Annotated in this window: 15 protein-coding genes and 1 pseudogene; 8 read left to right on the forward strand and 8 right to left on the reverse strand. The window is 41.8% G+C overall.

Features of this window, described 5'->3' with window-relative positions; translation table 11 throughout:
• Positions 1-14: 14 nt before the first annotated feature.
• On the reverse strand, positions 15-1,202 hold the full coding sequence (locus tag IJ00_RS11910; protein WP_035153335.1) for a M20 family metallopeptidase: 1,188 nt from the start codon (positions 1,200-1,202) through the stop codon (positions 15-17).
• A gap of 171 nt (positions 1,203-1,373) precedes the next feature.
• Positions 1,374-2,177: a sulfurtransferase gene (locus IJ00_RS11915; RefSeq protein WP_035158936.1), complete on the reverse strand. Its 804-nt coding sequence runs from the start codon at positions 2,175-2,177 to the stop codon at positions 1,374-1,376.
• Positions 2,178-2,271: 94 nt separating this feature from the next.
• Here IJ00_RS11915 and IJ00_RS11920 point away from each other — a divergent pair, with 94 nt between their 5' ends.
• From IJ00_RS11920 to IJ00_RS11935, 4 genes and pseudogenes are all read left to right on the forward strand, one after another.
• The gene (locus IJ00_RS11920) at positions 2,272-3,156 is read left to right on the forward strand and encodes a tRNA (5-methylaminomethyl-2-thiouridine)(34)-methyltransferase MnmD (protein ID WP_035153337.1); all 885 of its coding nucleotides are present in this window, start codon (positions 2,272-2,274) and stop codon (positions 3,154-3,156) included.
• An 857-nt stretch (positions 3,157-4,013) separates the two neighbouring features.
• Complete coding sequence (locus IJ00_RS11925; protein WP_035153338.1) at positions 4,014-5,249, forward strand: two-component system response regulator; 1,236 nt, start codon at positions 4,014-4,016, stop codon at positions 5,247-5,249.
• Between the two features lie 315 nt (positions 5,250-5,564).
• On the forward strand, positions 5,565-6,917 hold the full coding sequence (gene glmU, locus IJ00_RS11930; protein WP_035153339.1) for a bifunctional UDP-N-acetylglucosamine diphosphorylase/glucosamine-1-phosphate N-acetyltransferase GlmU: 1,353 nt from the start codon (positions 5,565-5,567) through the stop codon (positions 6,915-6,917).
• A gap of 116 nt (positions 6,918-7,033) precedes the next feature.
• Positions 7,034-7,456 (forward strand): annotated as a pseudogene (locus tag IJ00_RS11935) (DUF29 family protein).
• Here IJ00_RS11935 and IJ00_RS11940 read toward each other — a convergent pair.
• From IJ00_RS11940 to IJ00_RS11945, 3 genes are all read right to left on the reverse strand, one after another.
• A complete protein-coding gene (locus IJ00_RS11940; protein WP_035153340.1) occupies positions 7,447-8,400 on the reverse strand; it encodes an isoaspartyl peptidase/L-asparaginase in 954 nt (317 codons plus the stop codon). The pseudogene IJ00_RS11935 and the gene IJ00_RS11940 overlap by 10 nt on opposite strands.
• A gap of 175 nt (positions 8,401-8,575) precedes the next feature.
• Positions 8,576-8,743: a DUF2256 domain-containing protein gene (locus IJ00_RS27765; protein ID WP_082127315.1), complete on the reverse strand. Its 168-nt coding sequence runs from the start codon at positions 8,741-8,743 to the stop codon at positions 8,576-8,578.
• Positions 8,744-9,088: 345 nt separating this feature from the next.
• Positions 9,089-10,222 carry a quinone-dependent dihydroorotate dehydrogenase gene (locus IJ00_RS11945; RefSeq protein WP_035153342.1) on the reverse strand — a complete coding sequence of 378 codons (1,134 nt, stop codon included), beginning with the start codon at positions 10,220-10,222 and terminating at the stop codon, positions 9,089-9,091.
• A 391-nt stretch (positions 10,223-10,613) separates the two neighbouring features.
• Between IJ00_RS11945 and trxA the strand changes: the two genes are divergently transcribed.
• Both trxA and IJ00_RS11955 read left to right on the forward strand, forming a co-directional pair.
• Positions 10,614-10,937 carry a thioredoxin gene (gene trxA / locus IJ00_RS11950; protein WP_035153343.1) on the forward strand — a complete coding sequence of 108 codons (324 nt, stop codon included), beginning with the start codon at positions 10,614-10,616 and terminating at the stop codon, positions 10,935-10,937.
• A 510-nt stretch (positions 10,938-11,447) separates the two neighbouring features.
• A complete protein-coding gene (locus IJ00_RS11955) occupies positions 11,448-12,518 on the forward strand; it encodes an LOG family protein (RefSeq protein WP_035153344.1) in 1,071 nt (356 codons plus the stop codon).
• A gap of 326 nt (positions 12,519-12,844) precedes the next feature.
• Here the strand turns inward: IJ00_RS11955 and IJ00_RS11960 are convergent, their stop codons facing one another.
• Positions 12,845-13,732, reverse strand: coding sequence for a phosphodiester glycosidase family protein (locus IJ00_RS11960; protein WP_035153346.1), 888 nt, complete (start codon positions 13,730-13,732; stop codon positions 12,845-12,847).
• 37 nt (positions 13,733-13,769) lie between these two features.
• On the opposite strand from IJ00_RS11960, the gene IJ00_RS11965 reads away from it, so the two are divergent.
• Positions 13,770-14,558: a pentapeptide repeat-containing protein gene (locus IJ00_RS11965; protein ID WP_035153348.1), complete on the forward strand. Its 789-nt coding sequence runs from the start codon at positions 13,770-13,772 to the stop codon at positions 14,556-14,558.
• A gap of 208 nt (positions 14,559-14,766) precedes the next feature.
• Here the strand turns inward: IJ00_RS11965 and IJ00_RS11970 are convergent, their stop codons facing one another.
• The gene (locus IJ00_RS11970; protein ID WP_035153350.1) at positions 14,767-16,242 is read right to left on the reverse strand and encodes a leucyl aminopeptidase; all 1,476 of its coding nucleotides are present in this window, start codon (positions 16,240-16,242) and stop codon (positions 14,767-14,769) included.
• 420 nt (positions 16,243-16,662) lie between these two features.
• Between IJ00_RS11970 and IJ00_RS11975 the strand changes: the two genes are divergently transcribed.
• Positions 16,663-17,268 carry a Uma2 family endonuclease gene (locus IJ00_RS11975; protein ID WP_035153351.1) on the forward strand — a complete coding sequence of 202 codons (606 nt, stop codon included), beginning with the start codon at positions 16,663-16,665 and terminating at the stop codon, positions 17,266-17,268.
• 45 nt (positions 17,269-17,313) lie between these two features.
• On the opposite strand, the gene IJ00_RS11980 is transcribed toward IJ00_RS11975, so the two are convergent.
• A complete protein-coding gene (locus tag IJ00_RS11980) occupies positions 17,314-18,123 on the reverse strand; it encodes an alpha/beta fold hydrolase (RefSeq protein WP_144416032.1) in 810 nt (269 codons plus the stop codon).
• Between the last annotated feature and the right edge of the window lie 33 nt (positions 18,124-18,156).

An 18,156-nucleotide genomic window follows, 5' to 3' on the forward strand; every position in this document is an offset into this window, starting at 1 on the left:
TTACTTATTACTCATTACTCATTCCCCATCACCCAATACTTATACGCAGCATAAGCCATAGTTACCACCCCAGTAATAATCGCTGACTCATCCACTTCAAATTGGGGATGGTGTAGGGGGTGATTCGTCTGCTTCTCTACCAAACCTACTCCCAAACGAAACATTGAACCCGGTGCATAGTCTAAATACACAGAAAAATCCTCCGCACCCAGGGAAGGTTCCGGGAGAATTTGCACGCGATCGCCACCCCAAGCTTCCTCCGCCGCAGACTGTAATAACTGTGTCAACGCGGAATCATTCTGCACACTGGGAACACCTTGACGATAGTTAATTTCATACTTTGCCCCATAACCATTGCAGACACTAGCAACAATTCCCTCAATCCAGCTAGGCAACTTCCCACGACTTTCTGGGTGTAGCGATCGCACAGTTCCCCGCATTTTCACAGTATCAGCAATGACATTCGGCGCTCTCCCGCCATTAATTTGCCCAATACTCAAAACAACTGGACGTAAAGGATTTTGGGTGCGACTAATCGCCTGCTGAATAGATGAAATTACCTGTGCTGCAATCCAGATAGCATCAATTGCTTCATGGGGACGCGCACCATGTCCCGATTCACCGATAATGATAATCTCTAAATCATCAGTGGCAGCTGTAAGCGCACCGTACCGAATACCCAGGGAACCCCCAGGAATGGAAGGAAACACGTGAACACCCAATATCCCATCCACACCTTCCATTGCTCCATCTGCCACCATCCAGTTAGCACCCTGGGCAATTTCCTCCGCCGGCTGAAATAGGAAACGTACCTTTCCCGCCAAATGGGGGGCAATTTCTGACAACACCATTGCCGTACCCAAACCAACTGTAGTGTGAACATCATGTCCACAAGCATGCATAACTCCCGAAATCCGCGAAGCAAACTCCAAACCAGTACGCTCCTGAATTGGTAATGCATCCATATCCGTTCTAATTGCCAGGGTGCGATCGCTCTGTCCATTACCCAAGATTTCCCCAATCACACCCGTCTTCCCCACACCCTCCTTGACGTGTAAACCACTAGAAGACAACACACCTGCGACAAAAGCTGATGTTTGATATTCCTCACCACTTAATTCTGGGTGAGAATGGATATGACGACGAATTTCAATTAAACGTGGTGCTAATTTACTTGCTATCTCTTTGATTTCACTGAGCATTGTCACTATTTAGTTGGGAATAAATATATTTCCCCATCATAGTCATTGGAGAATGGGGAATGAGTAATGAGTGGTGAGTAATGAGTGGTAATTCTCAGTGTAGGGATTTTCTGAGGGAAGATATAAACTAATTCCTATTTTGATTCCACAGCACAAACTTCCTGATATCACCTAATAACTAATCCAATCGCTCCAACTCCCCGCGTACAACTTCCCTGTGAAAATTCCCGCCAAATCCAGAGATAGCAAATTAACGCAAGCAGTCACACCAGAACCACAGTAAACAATAATTTCCTCCGCAGATACCACATCTTGCCAACGTTCGGCTTGATGTATATTATCAAGCAAATACCCTTCTGTATCAGTTACACCTTGCCAAGGATAATTGATTGCTCCTGGAATATGTCCAGCAATTTTATCAATGGGTTCTCGAATTCCCTGATAGCGATCGCTCTCCCTAGAGTCAATTAAAACCACATCAGTCAAATCTTTGCGGGAAACTACATCATCCCTACCCACCACCATCTGTGACTGCACCATAGGAATAAAATTACCTGGACGTGCTGGGGGAATCCTATCATCCACTGGATAACCCTCCTTTAACCATCCACTCAAACCACCATCCAACACCCCGACTTTTTCATGACCAAGATAACGCAACAACCACCATAAACGTGCAGCAAAAGCCAACCGGGAATCATCGTAGGCTACCACCAAAGTTTTTGAGGAATCAATCCCCATTTGTGAAAATTTTTGTGTCAATACATTGACATCCGGCAAAGGGTGTCTACCACCATGCATAGTGATAGGACTAGACAAATCCAAATTTAAATCCAGATAATATGCTCCAGGAATATGGTTCGTTAGATACTGTTGTTTTCCTAATTGTGTTTCTGCCAAGGAAAAGCGACAATCCACAACTACAACATCTGGATTATCTAAATGCTCTTTTAACCATACACCAGAAATTTTCATGGGTTGATTTGGGATTAGTAAAATTTGAGAGTAATTATATTTCCCATTTTGCCTGAGCTTGCAATCCGACAACTGCCAAATTAATGCTGGGAAAATGTCCAATTTAGATGATTTTACACCCCAACTGACCGCCGATGGCTCATTTACCTTTTTCTCTCCAGATTTTCAGGAAGCATTTCACAGTCACCATGGAGCTAAACAAGAAAGTTTTCTCAAATTTGTAGAACCAACCCAACTGAAGAAACAGGCAGAAAAACCCCATCTGAAATTATTAGATATTTGCTATGGGTTAGGGTATAATACTGCTGCTGCCTTGCAAAGGATTTGGCAAACTAATCCTGATTGCTGCGTCGAGATTATTGCCCTAGAATTAAATCCCCATGTGCCCCAGTCTGCCATTAAACATCAATTGTTTGTAGATTGGAATTATCCCTATCTTGATATTTTGACTGAGTTAGCTTTTAGCTATCAAGTAAAAGCTGCAAACATCAAGGCAGAATTGCTAGTTGGTGATGCGAGAAATACACTGAGGCAAGTACAGCAATCAGGTTTTGTAGCTGATGCAATTTTTCTTGACCCTTTTTCCCCACCTCAATGTCCTCACCTGTGGACTTTAGAGTTTCTAAAAATGGTAGCTCAGTGCTTACACTTAGAAGGTTACCTTGCCACCTATTCCTGTGCAGCAGCAGTACGTCAAGCACTTTTAGATGCAAATTTAGACATTGGCTCAACTCCACCAGTCGGTAGGCGATCGCCAGGAACCGTTGCTGCTCATCACCCACTTTCTCACCTATATCCCCTATCTCTAGAGGAAACAGAACATTTACTTACCCGTGCTGCTATTCCCTATCGCGATCCTGAACTTCAAGATACTGCGAATACAATTATTCAACGACGGCAGCAAGAACAAACAAACTCTAGCCTAGAAACCACTTCCCAATGGCGTAAGCGCTGGCAACAAAACAAGCGAGTAGACTAAGGGACAAGGGCAAGGTTTTTTACTCCTAATAGTGTTTATTTTGTCAATATCATTAGCGATAAATATCAGGGAAAAAGTCATGAATCAATGACCATTCTTATGGCTAAGATTGAATACCAAGCTAATTTCTTAGCTCCTGAATCCTTGGATTCACAATCTTTTTAGGAAATGAAGCAGATCTGGAGGGTACATAGATAGGCACAAGGCAGGCAGTGTCAATACCACCCTATCAAATCAATGTCTCTGGTTTTGGGGTGAAGCGATACAGTTTCTAGTATAAAAAGTAATTATACTTAGTCAATTCATTCAATGGAGTGTAGTGTAAAATCATACAGATTTTCACCTATGTATGTGCTATCCTAAGGTAAATATAAGAATCCTAGTTAATAAAATGTAAAAAATATGACTGAAAATATTACTGATTTTATCTAATACTACTTTTAGGGATTTTTGTGATTATAATCACTAATAAGTTCGCCTCTGATTACTTACACCAGTAAGCCTCTGATAAATAATTTATAGATGGGTAAGAAAAATCCCTGGTTGAATCATACATTTAAATAATAGAAAATACCCTTCCACAGCCATGTTAAGAAATCGCCCTAAGACACCCAATTTAAGATTTACACTAATTATCCATACTGTAAATATTGCAAACAGGTATTGGCACATAGACTGCGGATGTTGTGAAAGCTTTTGGTAAAGACTATCAAAAGAATATTTTGTGGATAAATCTAATTTCGATAGTTTGTCCGGCAGCCATCAACCTTGTCGAAGTAACCGAAATATCCATATCAAGGATTAAACTGGTTTTTTGCGGATGATTTTGTTAACTCTTTAAAAGATTGGAGCGCCTTGTGACTCAATGGAAATCCAAGCATACAGGCTCTACCGAACAAATTGTTAGTGGGTCTAACCCCTTAATTAAAGGGAATTGCATCGGTGTAAATCCTGCCTTGGGATTAAAAAATATAGATAATTATGCCCTAGGGATACCTCAAAAAGAACTAAAGGATTTAAAAAGAGAAGTGGGTGAGGCATCTTCTGCTTTGAGAAACAGACCTTTTTACTCTAGTGGTGATACAGTAACGAGTCTACCAACAGAAGGGTTGAAAGTGAATGTCATAGATACAGATGCGCCGAAGGTGCTAGTGGTAGATGACCATGCAGCTAGTCGGATGACGGCGGTTGCTCTGTTAGCAATGGAAGGTTATGAGGTTGTAGAAGCTGATAGTGGTGTTGTGGCACTAGAAATGGTCACAGACAAGCAACCAGATTTAATCTTGTTAGATGTCATGATGCCGGGAATGGATGGATTTGAGGTCTGTCAATTACTCAAGCAGCAGGAGGATACAAGACTCATACCAATCATTTTTGTCACAGCTTTAAATGATCGGCGATCGCGGATTCGCGGTATAGAAGCTGGAGCAGATGACTTCCTAAGTAAACCCTTCGATCGTGTAGAGTTAGCAGCTAGAGTTAAGTCCTTAGTACGGCAAAAGCGTCTGAATGAAGATTTAGACCATGCGGAACAAGTTTTATTTTCCATTGCTAGAGCTATTGAAAGCCGTGATCCGAATACAGGTAATCATTGTGAACGGTTAGTGCAATTGGGATATGCCTTTGGGGAATATCTTCACCTCAGTCGCAACCAAATTCGAGACTTAACCTGGGGTGGGTATCTTCACGATATAGGTAAAGTTGGTATTCCCGACGCGGTGCTACTCAAAAAAGGTACTCTCACCCCCCAAGAGTGGATTACCATGCGACAACATGTCCTGATCGGTGAGCAAATTTGTCAGCCTTTGCGCAGTATGCAAGGAGTCATCCCGATTATCCGCCACCATCATGAGCGTTGGGATGGTTCCGGCTACCCTGATGGTTTGCAAGGCAATGATATTCCCTTGCTGGCACAAATATTTCAAATCATAGATATTTACGATGCTTTAACCAGCGAAAGACCCTATAAAAAAGCTTTTACTCCGGAAGAAGCATTGGCTGTAATCGAACAAGAAACTCAGCAAGGATGGCGAAACCCTGAATTAATGCAGCAATTTGCCGATTTTATTCGGACTAGAATTGATAAATCCTAAGTCCTAATTCTCTTGGTACATCACTCTGAAATGTTTCCCCCATTTTTAACCTAGCAACTTAAGTAAGTCGCCACGAATCAGCCTAACTATGTAACAGAATGTGAATGACTCGAAACCCTTGTGATTAATGCGATATATCGCGTCCCTACTTACTACTTCTTACTCATTACTCCCCACTCCTGACTCCTACCCGACAATTTTGCCTTAGTCGAGTACTAGGTGTCAGGTATTTTTTGACCAGCACTAGCTGCAAACTGACTATTGGCGGCAATTAGCTGGTATTATTTGAGCCGGAATTATAGCCGATAGCTAATTATGGTAGTCGTAGCAATTCTAGCGGCAGGACGTGGAACAAGAATGAAGTCAAACCTTCCTAAGGTTCTGCATTCATTAGGTGGGCGATCGCTAGTAGAAAGAGTGATTGAGAGTGTCAAACCCCTGGCACCTTCCCGACAAATGTTAATTGTTGGGTATCAAGGAGAAGAAGTCAAAACTGCTATGCAGTCCCTTCCTCATCTAGAATTTGTCGAACAGACGGTACAGTTAGGTACAGGTCATGCTATCCAGCAATTATTGCCACATTTACAAGGGTATAGTGGAGACGTTTTAGTGCTAAATGGGGATGTACCCCTATTACGTACAGAAACTTTAAATAATTTGCTACAAACTCACCAAGAAAAGCAAAATGCTGCCACAATCCTAACTGCATACCTACCCGACCCCCAAGGCTACGGTCGTGTATTCTGTAATGGTGAGAATGTAGTCCAGCAAATCGTTGAGGAAAAAGACTGTACCGCAGCCCAAAGACAAAATCGTCGCATCAATGCTGGTGTTTATTGTTTCCGATGGCAGGATTTAGCCCAGGTTTTACCACTGTTACAAGCGAATAACGCTCAGCAGGAATATTACCTAACCGATGCTGTCACCCAAGTCACACCTGTAATGGCGGTAGATGTGGCAGATTACCAAGAAATTTTAGGTATTAACGACCGCTTACAACTAGCTACAGCCTACGAAATTCTTCAGCAACGCATCAAAGAAGCTTGGATGAGGGCAGGTGTCACCCTAATTGACCCAGCCAGTATTACCATTGATGAAACTGTGCAATTAAACCCCGATGTGATTATTGAGCCTCAAACCCACCTCCGAGGCAACACAGTCATTGAATCTGGTTGTCGCATTGGTCCGGGGAGTTTAATTGAAAATAGTCACATCAGTGAAAATACGACAATTCAATTTTCTGTGGTGACAGATAGCACTATTAAAGATGGTAGTAGGGTCGGACCCTATGCTCATTTGCGTGGTCATGCAGAAGTCGGTGCGGGGTGTCGTATTGGTAATTTTGTGGAGTTGAAAAACACCCAACTTGGCGATCGCACAAATGTTGCTCACCTTTCCTATCTGGGTGACACGACAACGGGAACTAAAGTCAATATTGGTGCTGGAACAATTACCGCTAACTATGACGGAGTCAAAAAACACCCAACAAAAATTGGCGATCGCACCAAAACAGGTTCTAACAGTGTTCTGGTTGCACCTATCACCCTGGGTGATGATGTCTATGTTGCAGCTGGTTCGACTGTCACCGAAGATGTTCCCGATAACAGTCTGGTAATTGCCCGTCAGCGACAAGTAGTTAAGGAAGGATGGAAAAGCAAGCAATCCTGATGAGTCACAACATCAGCACGACTTTCCCGTACCCTGATTAATCTTTGCCTGAGTTCTAATATATATACAGGGTATTATCTGCCCTGTATCCTTGCAACCATGGTGGTATTCCCCATATGGAAGAATTACTAGAACTCAGACAAATGCTAGAGCAAGGAAAAGTTCAAGAAGCGTTACTGCTAGTTAACGAGTTAGAAGAAATCAGCCTCAGCGATAAAATCAATAAAATTGATAGCTACGGTGTCATTCTTCTCATGCATCTAATTAAACAGCAGGCAGAACAGCGCTCTACCCGTTCCTGGGAATTTTCCATTGAAAATGCTGTGCGAGAAATCAATAAGACTAACAAACGTCCCAAATCCCAGGGTTTTTACTTGGATATGCCAGAAATCCGCGATATTCTGGAGCAAGCATATCCAACTGCGGTGAAAAGAACAGCCCTATAAGCTTTTGAAGGTCACTATGAAACCTAAGAACTCCTAGCCATGGTTGATCAACAGCAGGTGATTTCCACCGCACTACAATTAATTCAACAATGACCGACTAATTCCCCCTCACCCCATTCCAAGGTATCTCCCATAAATTCCCCATTGTGGTAAGCAGCAAGTAACACCTGGCTAGTTTTACCCCAAGCAATGGTTCCATCTCTATCCAAGGCGATCGCCCCGAAATCTCGTTTATTCGCTTTCGCTTCCCCAAAGGAACGCTGCATTGCATCTTTCAAAGACATCCCATCCGTCACCCGCACCACAACCCGTGCAGCCAAACACTCATCGATAATATCTTCACCAATTCCTGTACAGCTAACTGCTGCATACTGAGTTGCATAATTTCCCGCAGGCATGGCAGAATCACTGACACGTCCAATTCTTTCAAATCCCTTTCCACCCGTAGAAGTACCGACAGCTATCTTGCCTTCCGTATCTAAAGCAACAACACCTATGGTGCCTCTACGAGCGCTACTTGCCTCAGCAAATTCTGGTTCTGCAATCACCCCTGCCATTGTCCGTTGAAAATTGTCCTGCCGTTCTTGAATCCATTCCTGGAGACGTAAATCCGTCAAAGCATTGTAACTTGGAACCTGTAATTCCCTAGCCAACTCTGCGGCACCATAATCAGATAAGACGCGATCGGGAGATGTTTGCAAGAAATCAGCTAAATCAATGGGGTTTTTGATGCGTGAGATATTAATCACACCGCTAAAACTTTGAGTTGCACCATCCATCAAGGAAGCGCTCATCCGAATTTGCCCATCGGATTGCAAAACAGAACCCGTACCCGCATTAAAACGGGGATTATCTTCCAATAGCTGGCAACCACGAACTACAGCATCCTTGGCGCTACTACCGTTGGCGAGCAATCCGTAGACTTCCTCAATAATTGTATACAAAGCTTCTCTTACTGCCGCAACACCACCTTTTCCCTGCAAGGAGCTACCGGCACCACCATGAATTATTAATTTAGGTTGCATTTTTAACACCATAAATATTTTAACTACTACAGAAGTTAGAGAAGTTACAACCAAACTTCTTTCCGAGGAGAAGTTTAAGTGCAGGTGATGAGAGCAATATCCGTGCTGAATTAAATAAGGTAATATTTATTTGTCAGTAAAATATTCCCGCAACTACCTATATAACTGCAACTTTTAAAACTTCTGTTTAATCTTCCGTTTCATTTTTAACCGTAGACCGTCGCCGACGGCAACGTTCAGAGCAATATTTCACCTCATCCCAGCAATCCTCCCATTTTTTTCGCCAGGTAAAAGGACGTTGGCAGACAACACAAACTTTCGTTGGTAAATCAGATTTTGAACGGTTACGTCCCATTGTCCTTGGTAGAAAATTTATGAGGAGGTGGAAGATAATTATAGCGATTTTGCTACATGATTTAACAAAATAGCACTAACATCTGTGGGGTCAAGCCCTTAGGTAAATTGCAAATTAAAAATCAAAAAATCAAAAAACCCTATTTCCGTATTTGTCAGCTTTTCCCTACTCACCTAAGTCTGTACCCTCACCTAATTTTGGCGAGATTTTGGGGTGTTACCCCTCAAAGTATATATTAATATAAAAAGTTTGATATCTAGCCAGCTTAATCAGTATTTATACGTATAATTATTTCGATTTCCAGAGTAAAAACCCGACTTTGTGGAAAAATCGGGCTTCTTGGCACTATCCCTTAGCTTGTAAACCTACTGCTTGAGAAATAGAGTTTAATCCGTGATGGTGCAAATTATCCAATAGTCCTTGGAGGATACGCTTCACCATGAATGGTCCTTCATATACCCAGCCTGTATAAACTTGAATCAGGCTAGCTCCGGCGGTAATTTTTTCCCAGGCATCCTGAGCAGTAAAAATGCCTCCGACACCGATTATGGGTATACTGCCTTGAGTTTGTTGCCAAATATAATGAATAATTTCCGTAGAGCGATCGCGCACAGGTAAACCACTAATTCCCCCTGCTTCTTCCTGGGGTGATTTCCCCGTTTGGTAGAGATATTGAGTCTTCAGTCCATCACGACGAATTGTAGTATTGGTGGCGATAATCCCTGCCAATTCATAGGTTTTTGCCAAGGAGATAATATCGGCGATCGCCTCCCAAGATAAATCAGGAGCAATCTTGACAAAAATCGGCTTTTGTGAACTATTTTCTGACTGTAGGACTGCCAAAATATTACCCAGCATGGCAGCATCTTGCAGCGATCGCAGACCAGGGGTATTCGGTGAAGACACATTCACCACAAAATAATCACCCAAATCCTGAAGCAAACGAAAACTACCGAGATAATCCTCTGCCGCAGATTCGAGGGGTGTGATTTTGGATTTACCCAAATTAATCCCAATGGGAATATTCCCCAGATTCCCCTGGCGACGAAATCCTAATCGATGTGCCATATCCTGCGCCCCAGCATTATTAAACCCCATACGGTTGAGAGCAGCCCTATCATCAATCAGACGAAACAAACGCGGACGAGGATTCCCCGGTTGGGAATGTAGCGTCACAGTCCCAATTTCCGCAAACCCAAAACCCAAGCTAGACCAAACCTGAGTAGCCACACCATCCTTATCAAATCCTGCTGCCAAACCCACAGGATTCGAGAAATTCAGTCCAAATAAGTTTTGCTGTAAACGGGAATCCTGCAAACACAAAGACTGCTGACAACGATTCCTCAGCCAAGTGGCAGTTAAATCCTCCTGATTCCCTAGCCAACTTAAACGACTCATCGTGAGTTGATGCAGCCATTCAGCATCGGTGTGCAGCAGGTTGAATAGGAGGGGACGAATTGCAGTTTGATAGATATCCACGGCAAGTGAGGGAAAATAAGCAATCAATATTCTGGCAGAATTGAGGGAACAGTTATCAGAGAATAAATTCCCCTCATCCTCAATTTAGCCATTGCCTAGAGTCGTTTCTGGGGTGAAAACGCCTTGACTTGGGGATATTCGATAGATTACCAGCCAAACATCAAAAAATATCACAGATATATCGCCCCTAATAAACGTAAAATATATAACTAACCCCTATTGGAATTAGAATCTGGCAAATAACATTGATATGAGTCTTTCCTAGGGAATTCAATTATGAATAAATCCTAAAGCTCTGTACAAATGTATATGTCAGTCTGCCAAGCAGTGCTTTTTGCTATGGTAGAATTTTCACAAAAATCAAAAACATTGTAGGCAAAGGTTTGTAGCCATGTCAGCAGCCGAACAAGTTACCGACTCTACTTTCAAGCAAGAAGTACTAGACAGCCAAGTACCTGTTTTAGTTGACTTTTGGGCACCCTGGTGTGGTCCTTGCCGGATGGTAGCTCCCGTTGTAGATGAGATTTCCCAGCAATATGGGGAGCAACTCAAGGTAGTTAAAGTTAATACTGATGAAAATCCCAATGTTGCCAGTCAATATGGCATTCGCAGCATTCCTACTTTGATGATTTTCAAAGATGGGCAAAAGGTCGATATGGTAGTCGGTGCTGTACCGAAAACTACATTGGCTAATACCGTAGAAAAATATCTTTAAGAAAGTTCTCACCAGCTTTTGCAAAGCTACAGATAATCAGACTTGCATCGCCGAACAAAACATTCTCCTTGGGAGGCGAGCATTCTTTCTCTAGTTTGAGATGTGCCAAATCCCTAGGGGTGGGGATACAATCTACCCAGCAACCTGGTGAAGTTTTGGCATAACTGCGAGCCTGAAAACGTGAGCTATGTAATTAAACCTTTAGTCTTAGTTGGTAGAATTAACAATTAGTTAGCGATCGCCAGAATTTTCTAGCAGACATATTCCTTCTGCCCCTGCTTCTAAGTAAGACAAGTAATTATCTTGTCGGCAGTGACAAAGTAGGTTAATTTTGATGTAGCAATTGTAGTTGTCCTAGTTTGTACAGATTTACGTATTTGCTCTCAATTAAAATAAATTGGCGATATGATTCGTCATTGGTACCTTGGTTAAGGGTTAGCCATAGGTGCTTTTTATTGTGAAAAATAATTAAAAGTTTCAAGTATAACGCCGTTTTTGGCTATATTTCCCATGACCTCATCTGCGTCTTTTGACACATCAGAGTCTCTGCAAGCGGATATCGCTGAGTTATTTGCACGTCTACCCAGTTTAAAGCATCGACAGTATATTCAACAGGTACTGGCAACTATAGTCAGTTTGACAGAAGCTGATATCGAGCGCTTAGATTGGAAAATCCTGTCTGCTGCGTTGACAGATATGGAACTTGGGTTCCAGATGTTTCATCACTATCGCCATGTGCGAAAAGTAACTATTTTTGGTTCTGCACGCTTGGCTCCAGAAACCCCAGAATACAGAATGGCAGTGGATTTTGCCCGCTACGTCTCCCAGTTAGGTTTTATGGTCATGACTGGGGGTGGCGGTGGTATTATGCAAGCAGGTCACGAAGGAGCAGGAAGGGAGAATTCCTTCGGTTTAAATATTCAATTACCCTTTGAACAGCAAGCGAATCCCTTCATTGAAGGTGATCCCAAACTGATACACTTCAAATACTTTTTTACCCGCAAACTATTTTTGCTCAAAGAAAGTGACGCGGTGGCATTATTTCCTGGTGGTTTTGGGACTCAAGACGAAGCCTTTGAATGTATGACCTTGAGTCAAACAGGTAAATTTGGTCCCGTACCCCTAGTCTTAATTGATCGTCCTGGTGGTGATTATTGGCGTTCCTGGAGCGAATATGTGGATAAACAACTGGTACAAACAGGTTTAGTTAGTCCAGAAGACCCCAGTTTATATACAGTTACAGACGATTTAGTCGTAGCTTGTAATGCCATTACCCGATTTTACCAGGTATACCACTCCTGTAGATACGTAGGCGATCGCCTAGTGATGCGTCTCAAACTAGAACTTTCGGATACAGAAGTTGAAAAACTCAACCAAGAATTCAGCGATATTCTAGTGAAAGGCAAAATCGAAAAAAGCCCAGCTTTACCCCAAGAAACACAGGACGAAACCTTTGAATTACCCCGTCTAATTCTCTACTTTAACCAAAGGGATTTAGGGCGGTTATATCAACTAATTGCTGTAATTAACGGTATGGGTACACCTTCTCCAGAAGAAAGAGCCCACCCAGAAAGGAAATAGTCTTCTTCTGTCACTAGCACGGCGTAAATAAACCAATCATACCCTAACGGGTTTCCCGGCTTGTTCGCCGAAGGCGTTCCCGCAGGGTAGCAAGTGGTGTCCAACATTGCGACACCCTCATCGCTTTGCGTCTACAAAATCAACGAAACACTAACGCTGTATGAATTTTGAATTTTGTTAGTGTAGCTCTCCCGTTAGCGAAGCTCTCCCGAAGGGAGCAGGGAGCAGGGAGCAGGGAGCAGGGAGCAGGGAGCAAGAGGCATTTTGAATTCCGCGTAGTCGTACTAGTACTTTTTGAAAACACGGATGAGCCAAACAATTTTTGATTATTTTTTCTGAAAATAAAAGCCAATATGATTAGCAACAGGACGTTCTCGCATAGGAATATGGGTATGAATGGGGGAGTTTAATAATTTTGGTTGACCATTATTTTCCATGACTAATGTAGTGGAACCTCCACCATCGAGATTTAGGGCTTTATCAACACCTAATTTGATTAAAAAGTTTGTCAATTCTGGATTTGTCAGACCTTCACTATACAGTGGTTGTTTGCCATCAACAGCAATTAACCACAATTTGTCGCCATTCTTATTAGTAGCGATCACAACTCTGGAGTATGGTTTTTCTTGGATATTATGGGTACTATCTGTTTTCCTAGGTTTACCATCCATAACTAAAATTTCCGTACCTGTTACACCCTGTAAAGTACCATTCGGACAGTTACCACTTTTGATTATTTTAACTGTATTCTTAGTAATACAAGAAACAAACCAATTTTCATTAACCTTGCCATAGAATTTACCATTAGATATTGCTTGTCCTATTGTATTTACAGTATCACCTATACGGGGATAATAATCCCAGGGAGTATTTTCATGAAAAGGATAAAAATAATTAGCATTAATTGCTAGTTGTAATTTAAATTCTTGGAGAAAATCAGATGTAGTTCTGGCTCGAGTTCCCTGACTTTCCTGATTGATTGGGGGTGTAACGAATACTTTTATTCCCGGTACTTTTAAATCTATAAACGTAATGTGAATGACCACTGGACGAGGTTGTTTGAGAATTATCCGTTCGTAGGTAATGCCACTAAATAATTGCTTCTTGGTATTTTTTAGTTCTGGACGCTGAAAGTGTCGCCCAATATAAAACAACATGGGTAATATTAGAAAACCCATGGAGATCGCTCTCAAAATTGGACGTATTTTTGGCATTTTCTTATTAAATTATTTGATTATTTTGTAATTGTAAATGAGTTCCCATAATTTTAGCCATCAAAATTTATCTCACCGTTCTTTTCAAGGTCAAAATCTGGATGAGGCGGATTTTAGTTATGCAGATATTCGCGGCTGTAATTTTAATTATGCTTCCTTAAGGGGAGCTAATTTTGAGGGAGCAAAAATCGGACAAACTATTTGGGATTTATTATTAGCTTTATTAGTGGCGATCGCAATTTTGATTTCAGCATTTCATGCCATTTCTCAAATGGTATTTGGTGTGATTAACCGCACCCCATCAGACCCAGTATGGAATTTTGCGATTGTATTAGTAATTAGCTTACTGCTATCGGGAATAATCTTACCAATAGGGGAAATCTATTTACGTCAAAATAGTATCCTGAACAGGATTATTTTTTCAATTTCTGCTAGTGCATCCGGTGCTTTGATGGGTTTTTATTATGGTGGAATTGCCACAGGCGAAAGAAATCCTCAATTAGCTGTCTTGACGGCTGTGGTTTTAGCGATAGTCATGGGTGGAGTTAGTTTTTATCTGATTCGGGGAATATTTCCCATTATGATTAATACAATTGCTGCCGTTTCTGGCTATGGATTGACATTTTTGTTGTCAGCACAAGTGGGCATATATTTGAGTAGTAATAATTTGGTGACTGGGATTATTTACGTGATTTTATTTATCTTGTCTTTTAAATATACATTTACCAGCTTAAATCTATTGATTTCCAAAATATTTACGTATAAAACCACATCTTTTTGTGGTGCAGATTTAACTAATACAGAGTTGCCAGTAAAATCAGTGTGATAAGCGGAGCGTACAAACCTGAGATGAGGGTAACTCGTACAGGCAAATAGTCATGGTTAGGCGACAGCCCAACCCTCAGAAAAAGCATCCAAAGCCCTCTAACCAAACTCAAGGTTGGGAAACAATATTATGCCCACTTCCCTATCTTGATACCTGATGAGGAAAAGGGAGCGAGATGCTCCCACTATATTCATGTTTTACCTCTTAATTATCCCAGCACCCAACTTACAAGAGTCCGCACACCAAAACCTGTAGCACCAGCATTGTTATAACCGTTATCCTTATCAGCCCAAACTGGTCCAGCAATGTCTAAATGTGCCCATGCAGGGGTATCTTTGACAAATTGTTTCAAAAATAAAGATGCCGTAATCGAACCACCGGCACGAGGTCCAGTGTTCTTCATATCCGCAATTCCTGACTTCAAACCATCAAAATACTTGTCTTCCATCGGCATTCGCCAAATTTTCTCCCCACCCTTGTCTGCTGCTTGCTCCAATTCTTTTGCTAAACCGTCATGGGGGGTAAATAAGCCGGCGATATCATCACCCAAAGCAATCACACAAGCACCTGTTAGAGTTGCCAAATCCACCATAGCATCCACACCCAATTTATCAGCATAAACCAGGGCATCAGCCAGGGTTAAACGACCCTCAGCATCGGTGTTGTTAACTTCGATTGTTTTGCCATTTGATGCCTTTAATATGTCTCCAGGGTGCATAGCGTGACCGCTAATCATATTTTCGGTAACGGCAGAGATGAAATGTACTTCCACATCGGGTTTGAGTTGGGCGATCGCCTTGGCTGCACCGAGGGTTGCCGCAGCTCCACCCATATCAATTTTCATGGTTTCAATACCACTACCTGCACCCTTGATATTTAAACCACCGGAATCAAAGGTTAATCCTTTACCAATAATTGCCAGTTTTTTCCGGGGTGTACCCTGGGGTTTGTAGGTGAGGTGAATAAATTTTGGTGGTAAATCAGAAGCTTGGGCAACTCCTAAAAACGCACCCATTCCCAATTGTTCACATTCTGCTTGTTCTAAGATGGTTAATTCTAAACCATAATCCTTGGCGATCGCGGAGGCTGTGTCTGCCATAGTAATCGGTGTCACCTCATTGGCTGGTGCAGCCACTAATTGCCGTGCCAAGATCACCCCAGAGGCAATCTGGGTACCACGGGTAATCGCTGCTTCCTGTCCCCCCAATCCCAGTAAATCAATGGTTTCTATCTGGGGAGATTTCTCTTCTGGTTCTGATTTAAAACGAGTATCTTGATATAACCCCAGTTCTATCCCTTCAGTAATTGCTTGGGCTGTGGTGGCAGCATCACCATTGTAAATTGGTAAGTAGATACCCAAGGTTTTACATTTTTGCTTCCTGGCAGATTTTGCCACAGTCGCAGCAGTTTTTCTCAAGGTTTCAGCAGTTAATCCTTCCCCTTTCCCCAAACCGACGAGAATCACCTTCCGTATAGAGGTATTACCACTGATGCGGGTGGATATTAAACTACCAACCTTACCCTTAAATTCTTCCTCAGCAATTAGCTCGGCGATCGCACCTCCTAATTTGCCATCTAAAGCTACTAAATCACCTGTTAATTCCGTTGTCTCTTCAAATAAGCCGACGGCTAAACCATCTCCAGTCCAGTCAAAAAGGGAGGTACTACCTGGTCTAATTTCCATGTGTGCTTTTAACTATAAAAGTTCTTGTACCAGTATTGCGTAAAAATCTCGTTTTATGCATTGCTGTCATTTAGGTGTCAGATTCTTCAAGGGGAACATAATCTCAGTTCTGAAAACCACCCTTGAGTCTGATACCAAATTGCGATCAACAATACTACCCTGTCATTGCGACTGTAGCGGAGCGTAAGGAAGCAATCTCACCAAAACTACTACAACAGAAAGCAACTTGCTATGAATTCCCTCCTGTAAAATAGAATATAAACCTCATCCATGATCAAAAGTTGATTTTTGTCATTACAAAATCAGGCAATAATCTCAGAATCTAGATTTACAAAGTTCTCACAATAGACAACATATAAATATCAGTTAACTACATATATAAATCCTAACAATTACAATTTACCCAGCATAAAAGTCAGTATGACAGCACAGTTACCCACAAATCTAGAAAACATCCCCATGGTGTTAAAGTTCCATCCAGTAATTACCATGACCGATGACCAATTATACGAATTTTGTCAACTAAATCAAGATACACGTATCGAACGCAATGCCACAGGAGAAGTCCTATTCATGCCCCCCACAGGTTCGGAAACAGATGAGCGTAATTTTGATTTGATTGTGCAATTAGGTATATGGACAAAACAAGATGGTAGCGGCGTGGGATTTGGTTCTAGCGGTGGTTTTAGACTACCAAATGGGGCGGTACGTTCTCCCGATGCGGCTTGGATTAAAAAGACTAAATGGCTAGCAATTCCCCTGGAACAACGGAAAAAGTTTGCACCTATTTGTCCAGAGTTTGTGATTGAATTACGGTCAGAATCCGATAATTTGAACACATTAAAAAGTAAAATGTCAGAGTATCAAGAAAACGGCACTCTCCTAGGTTGGTTAATTGATAGAGTTAACCGCAAAGCTTATATTTATCGCTCTGATAATACGGTTGAGGAATTAAATCATCCCAGTACCTTGAGTGGTGAAGATATTTTACCGGGATTTATTTTAGATTTAAGTACAATTTGGTAAGCATTTATCTAAATATTGACTTAGCTGGTAATAAACACTAACTTATCAATTGCTTGCTTCCAAACTAGTACATTTCTGAAAAACACCCTGAATAAAATTTTCTTGAGTCAGAATCTCATAGAGGTTAATATCTGTTTCTAACAAGCAAGCATGTCCACTGTGAGGCAATACTACCATGCGAGCATCAGGGAAAATACTGGCTAATCTTTGCCCTTCGGCAACGGAAGGAAGAAGCTTATCCCCACCACTAGCAATCAATAATACTGGTTGGGTGACTTGTTGTAGCTTATTTGCCGCTAGTTGAAACTCTCGAATTAATGATAGTCGCCACAAAACCGTCTGCGGTGGTACCGAACGCATAGTTTTAAGTAATTCCTGGCGATCACTCCCCGTCATCCGTGATAATTCTGCCAAAAACGGTAATAATCCTAAAGCTCCAATATCAAATAAAAAACTCGGTGTAAAATAAATCAGCTGCGCTCCCCATTCATACCAAGAACGCAAGTGAAAACTGGAAGCTGGATTAATTAAAATTACCTTGTCAAATAATTTAGGTGCAATTGTTGCTACTAACTGCGCTAAACAACCACCAAAGGATTCTCCACATAAATAAACTTCACGGTGAGGATTTCTGTCTAACTCCCCATCAATTAACTCTAAAGTACTGGCAGCCAAGTTTTCCCAACTAGTTAAATCATCTCGAGGAATCGCTAAACATCGTACATCAAACCCCACCTCTAATCCCCCCGTCTGCGATCGCAGTAATTGCCCCGTACCATCCATCCCTGGTAAATAAATAAATAATGGATATTCTGGCTGCATACGTTTCGGAGTCAAAAAGCAAGGTTTGGTCATTAATCCAACACAAGGCAAAATTCAAAAGAAAAT

It is taken from the genome of Calothrix sp. 336/3, from assembly GCF_000734895.2.
Lineage (GTDB): Bacteria > Cyanobacteriota > Cyanobacteriia > Cyanobacteriales > Nostocaceae > 336-3.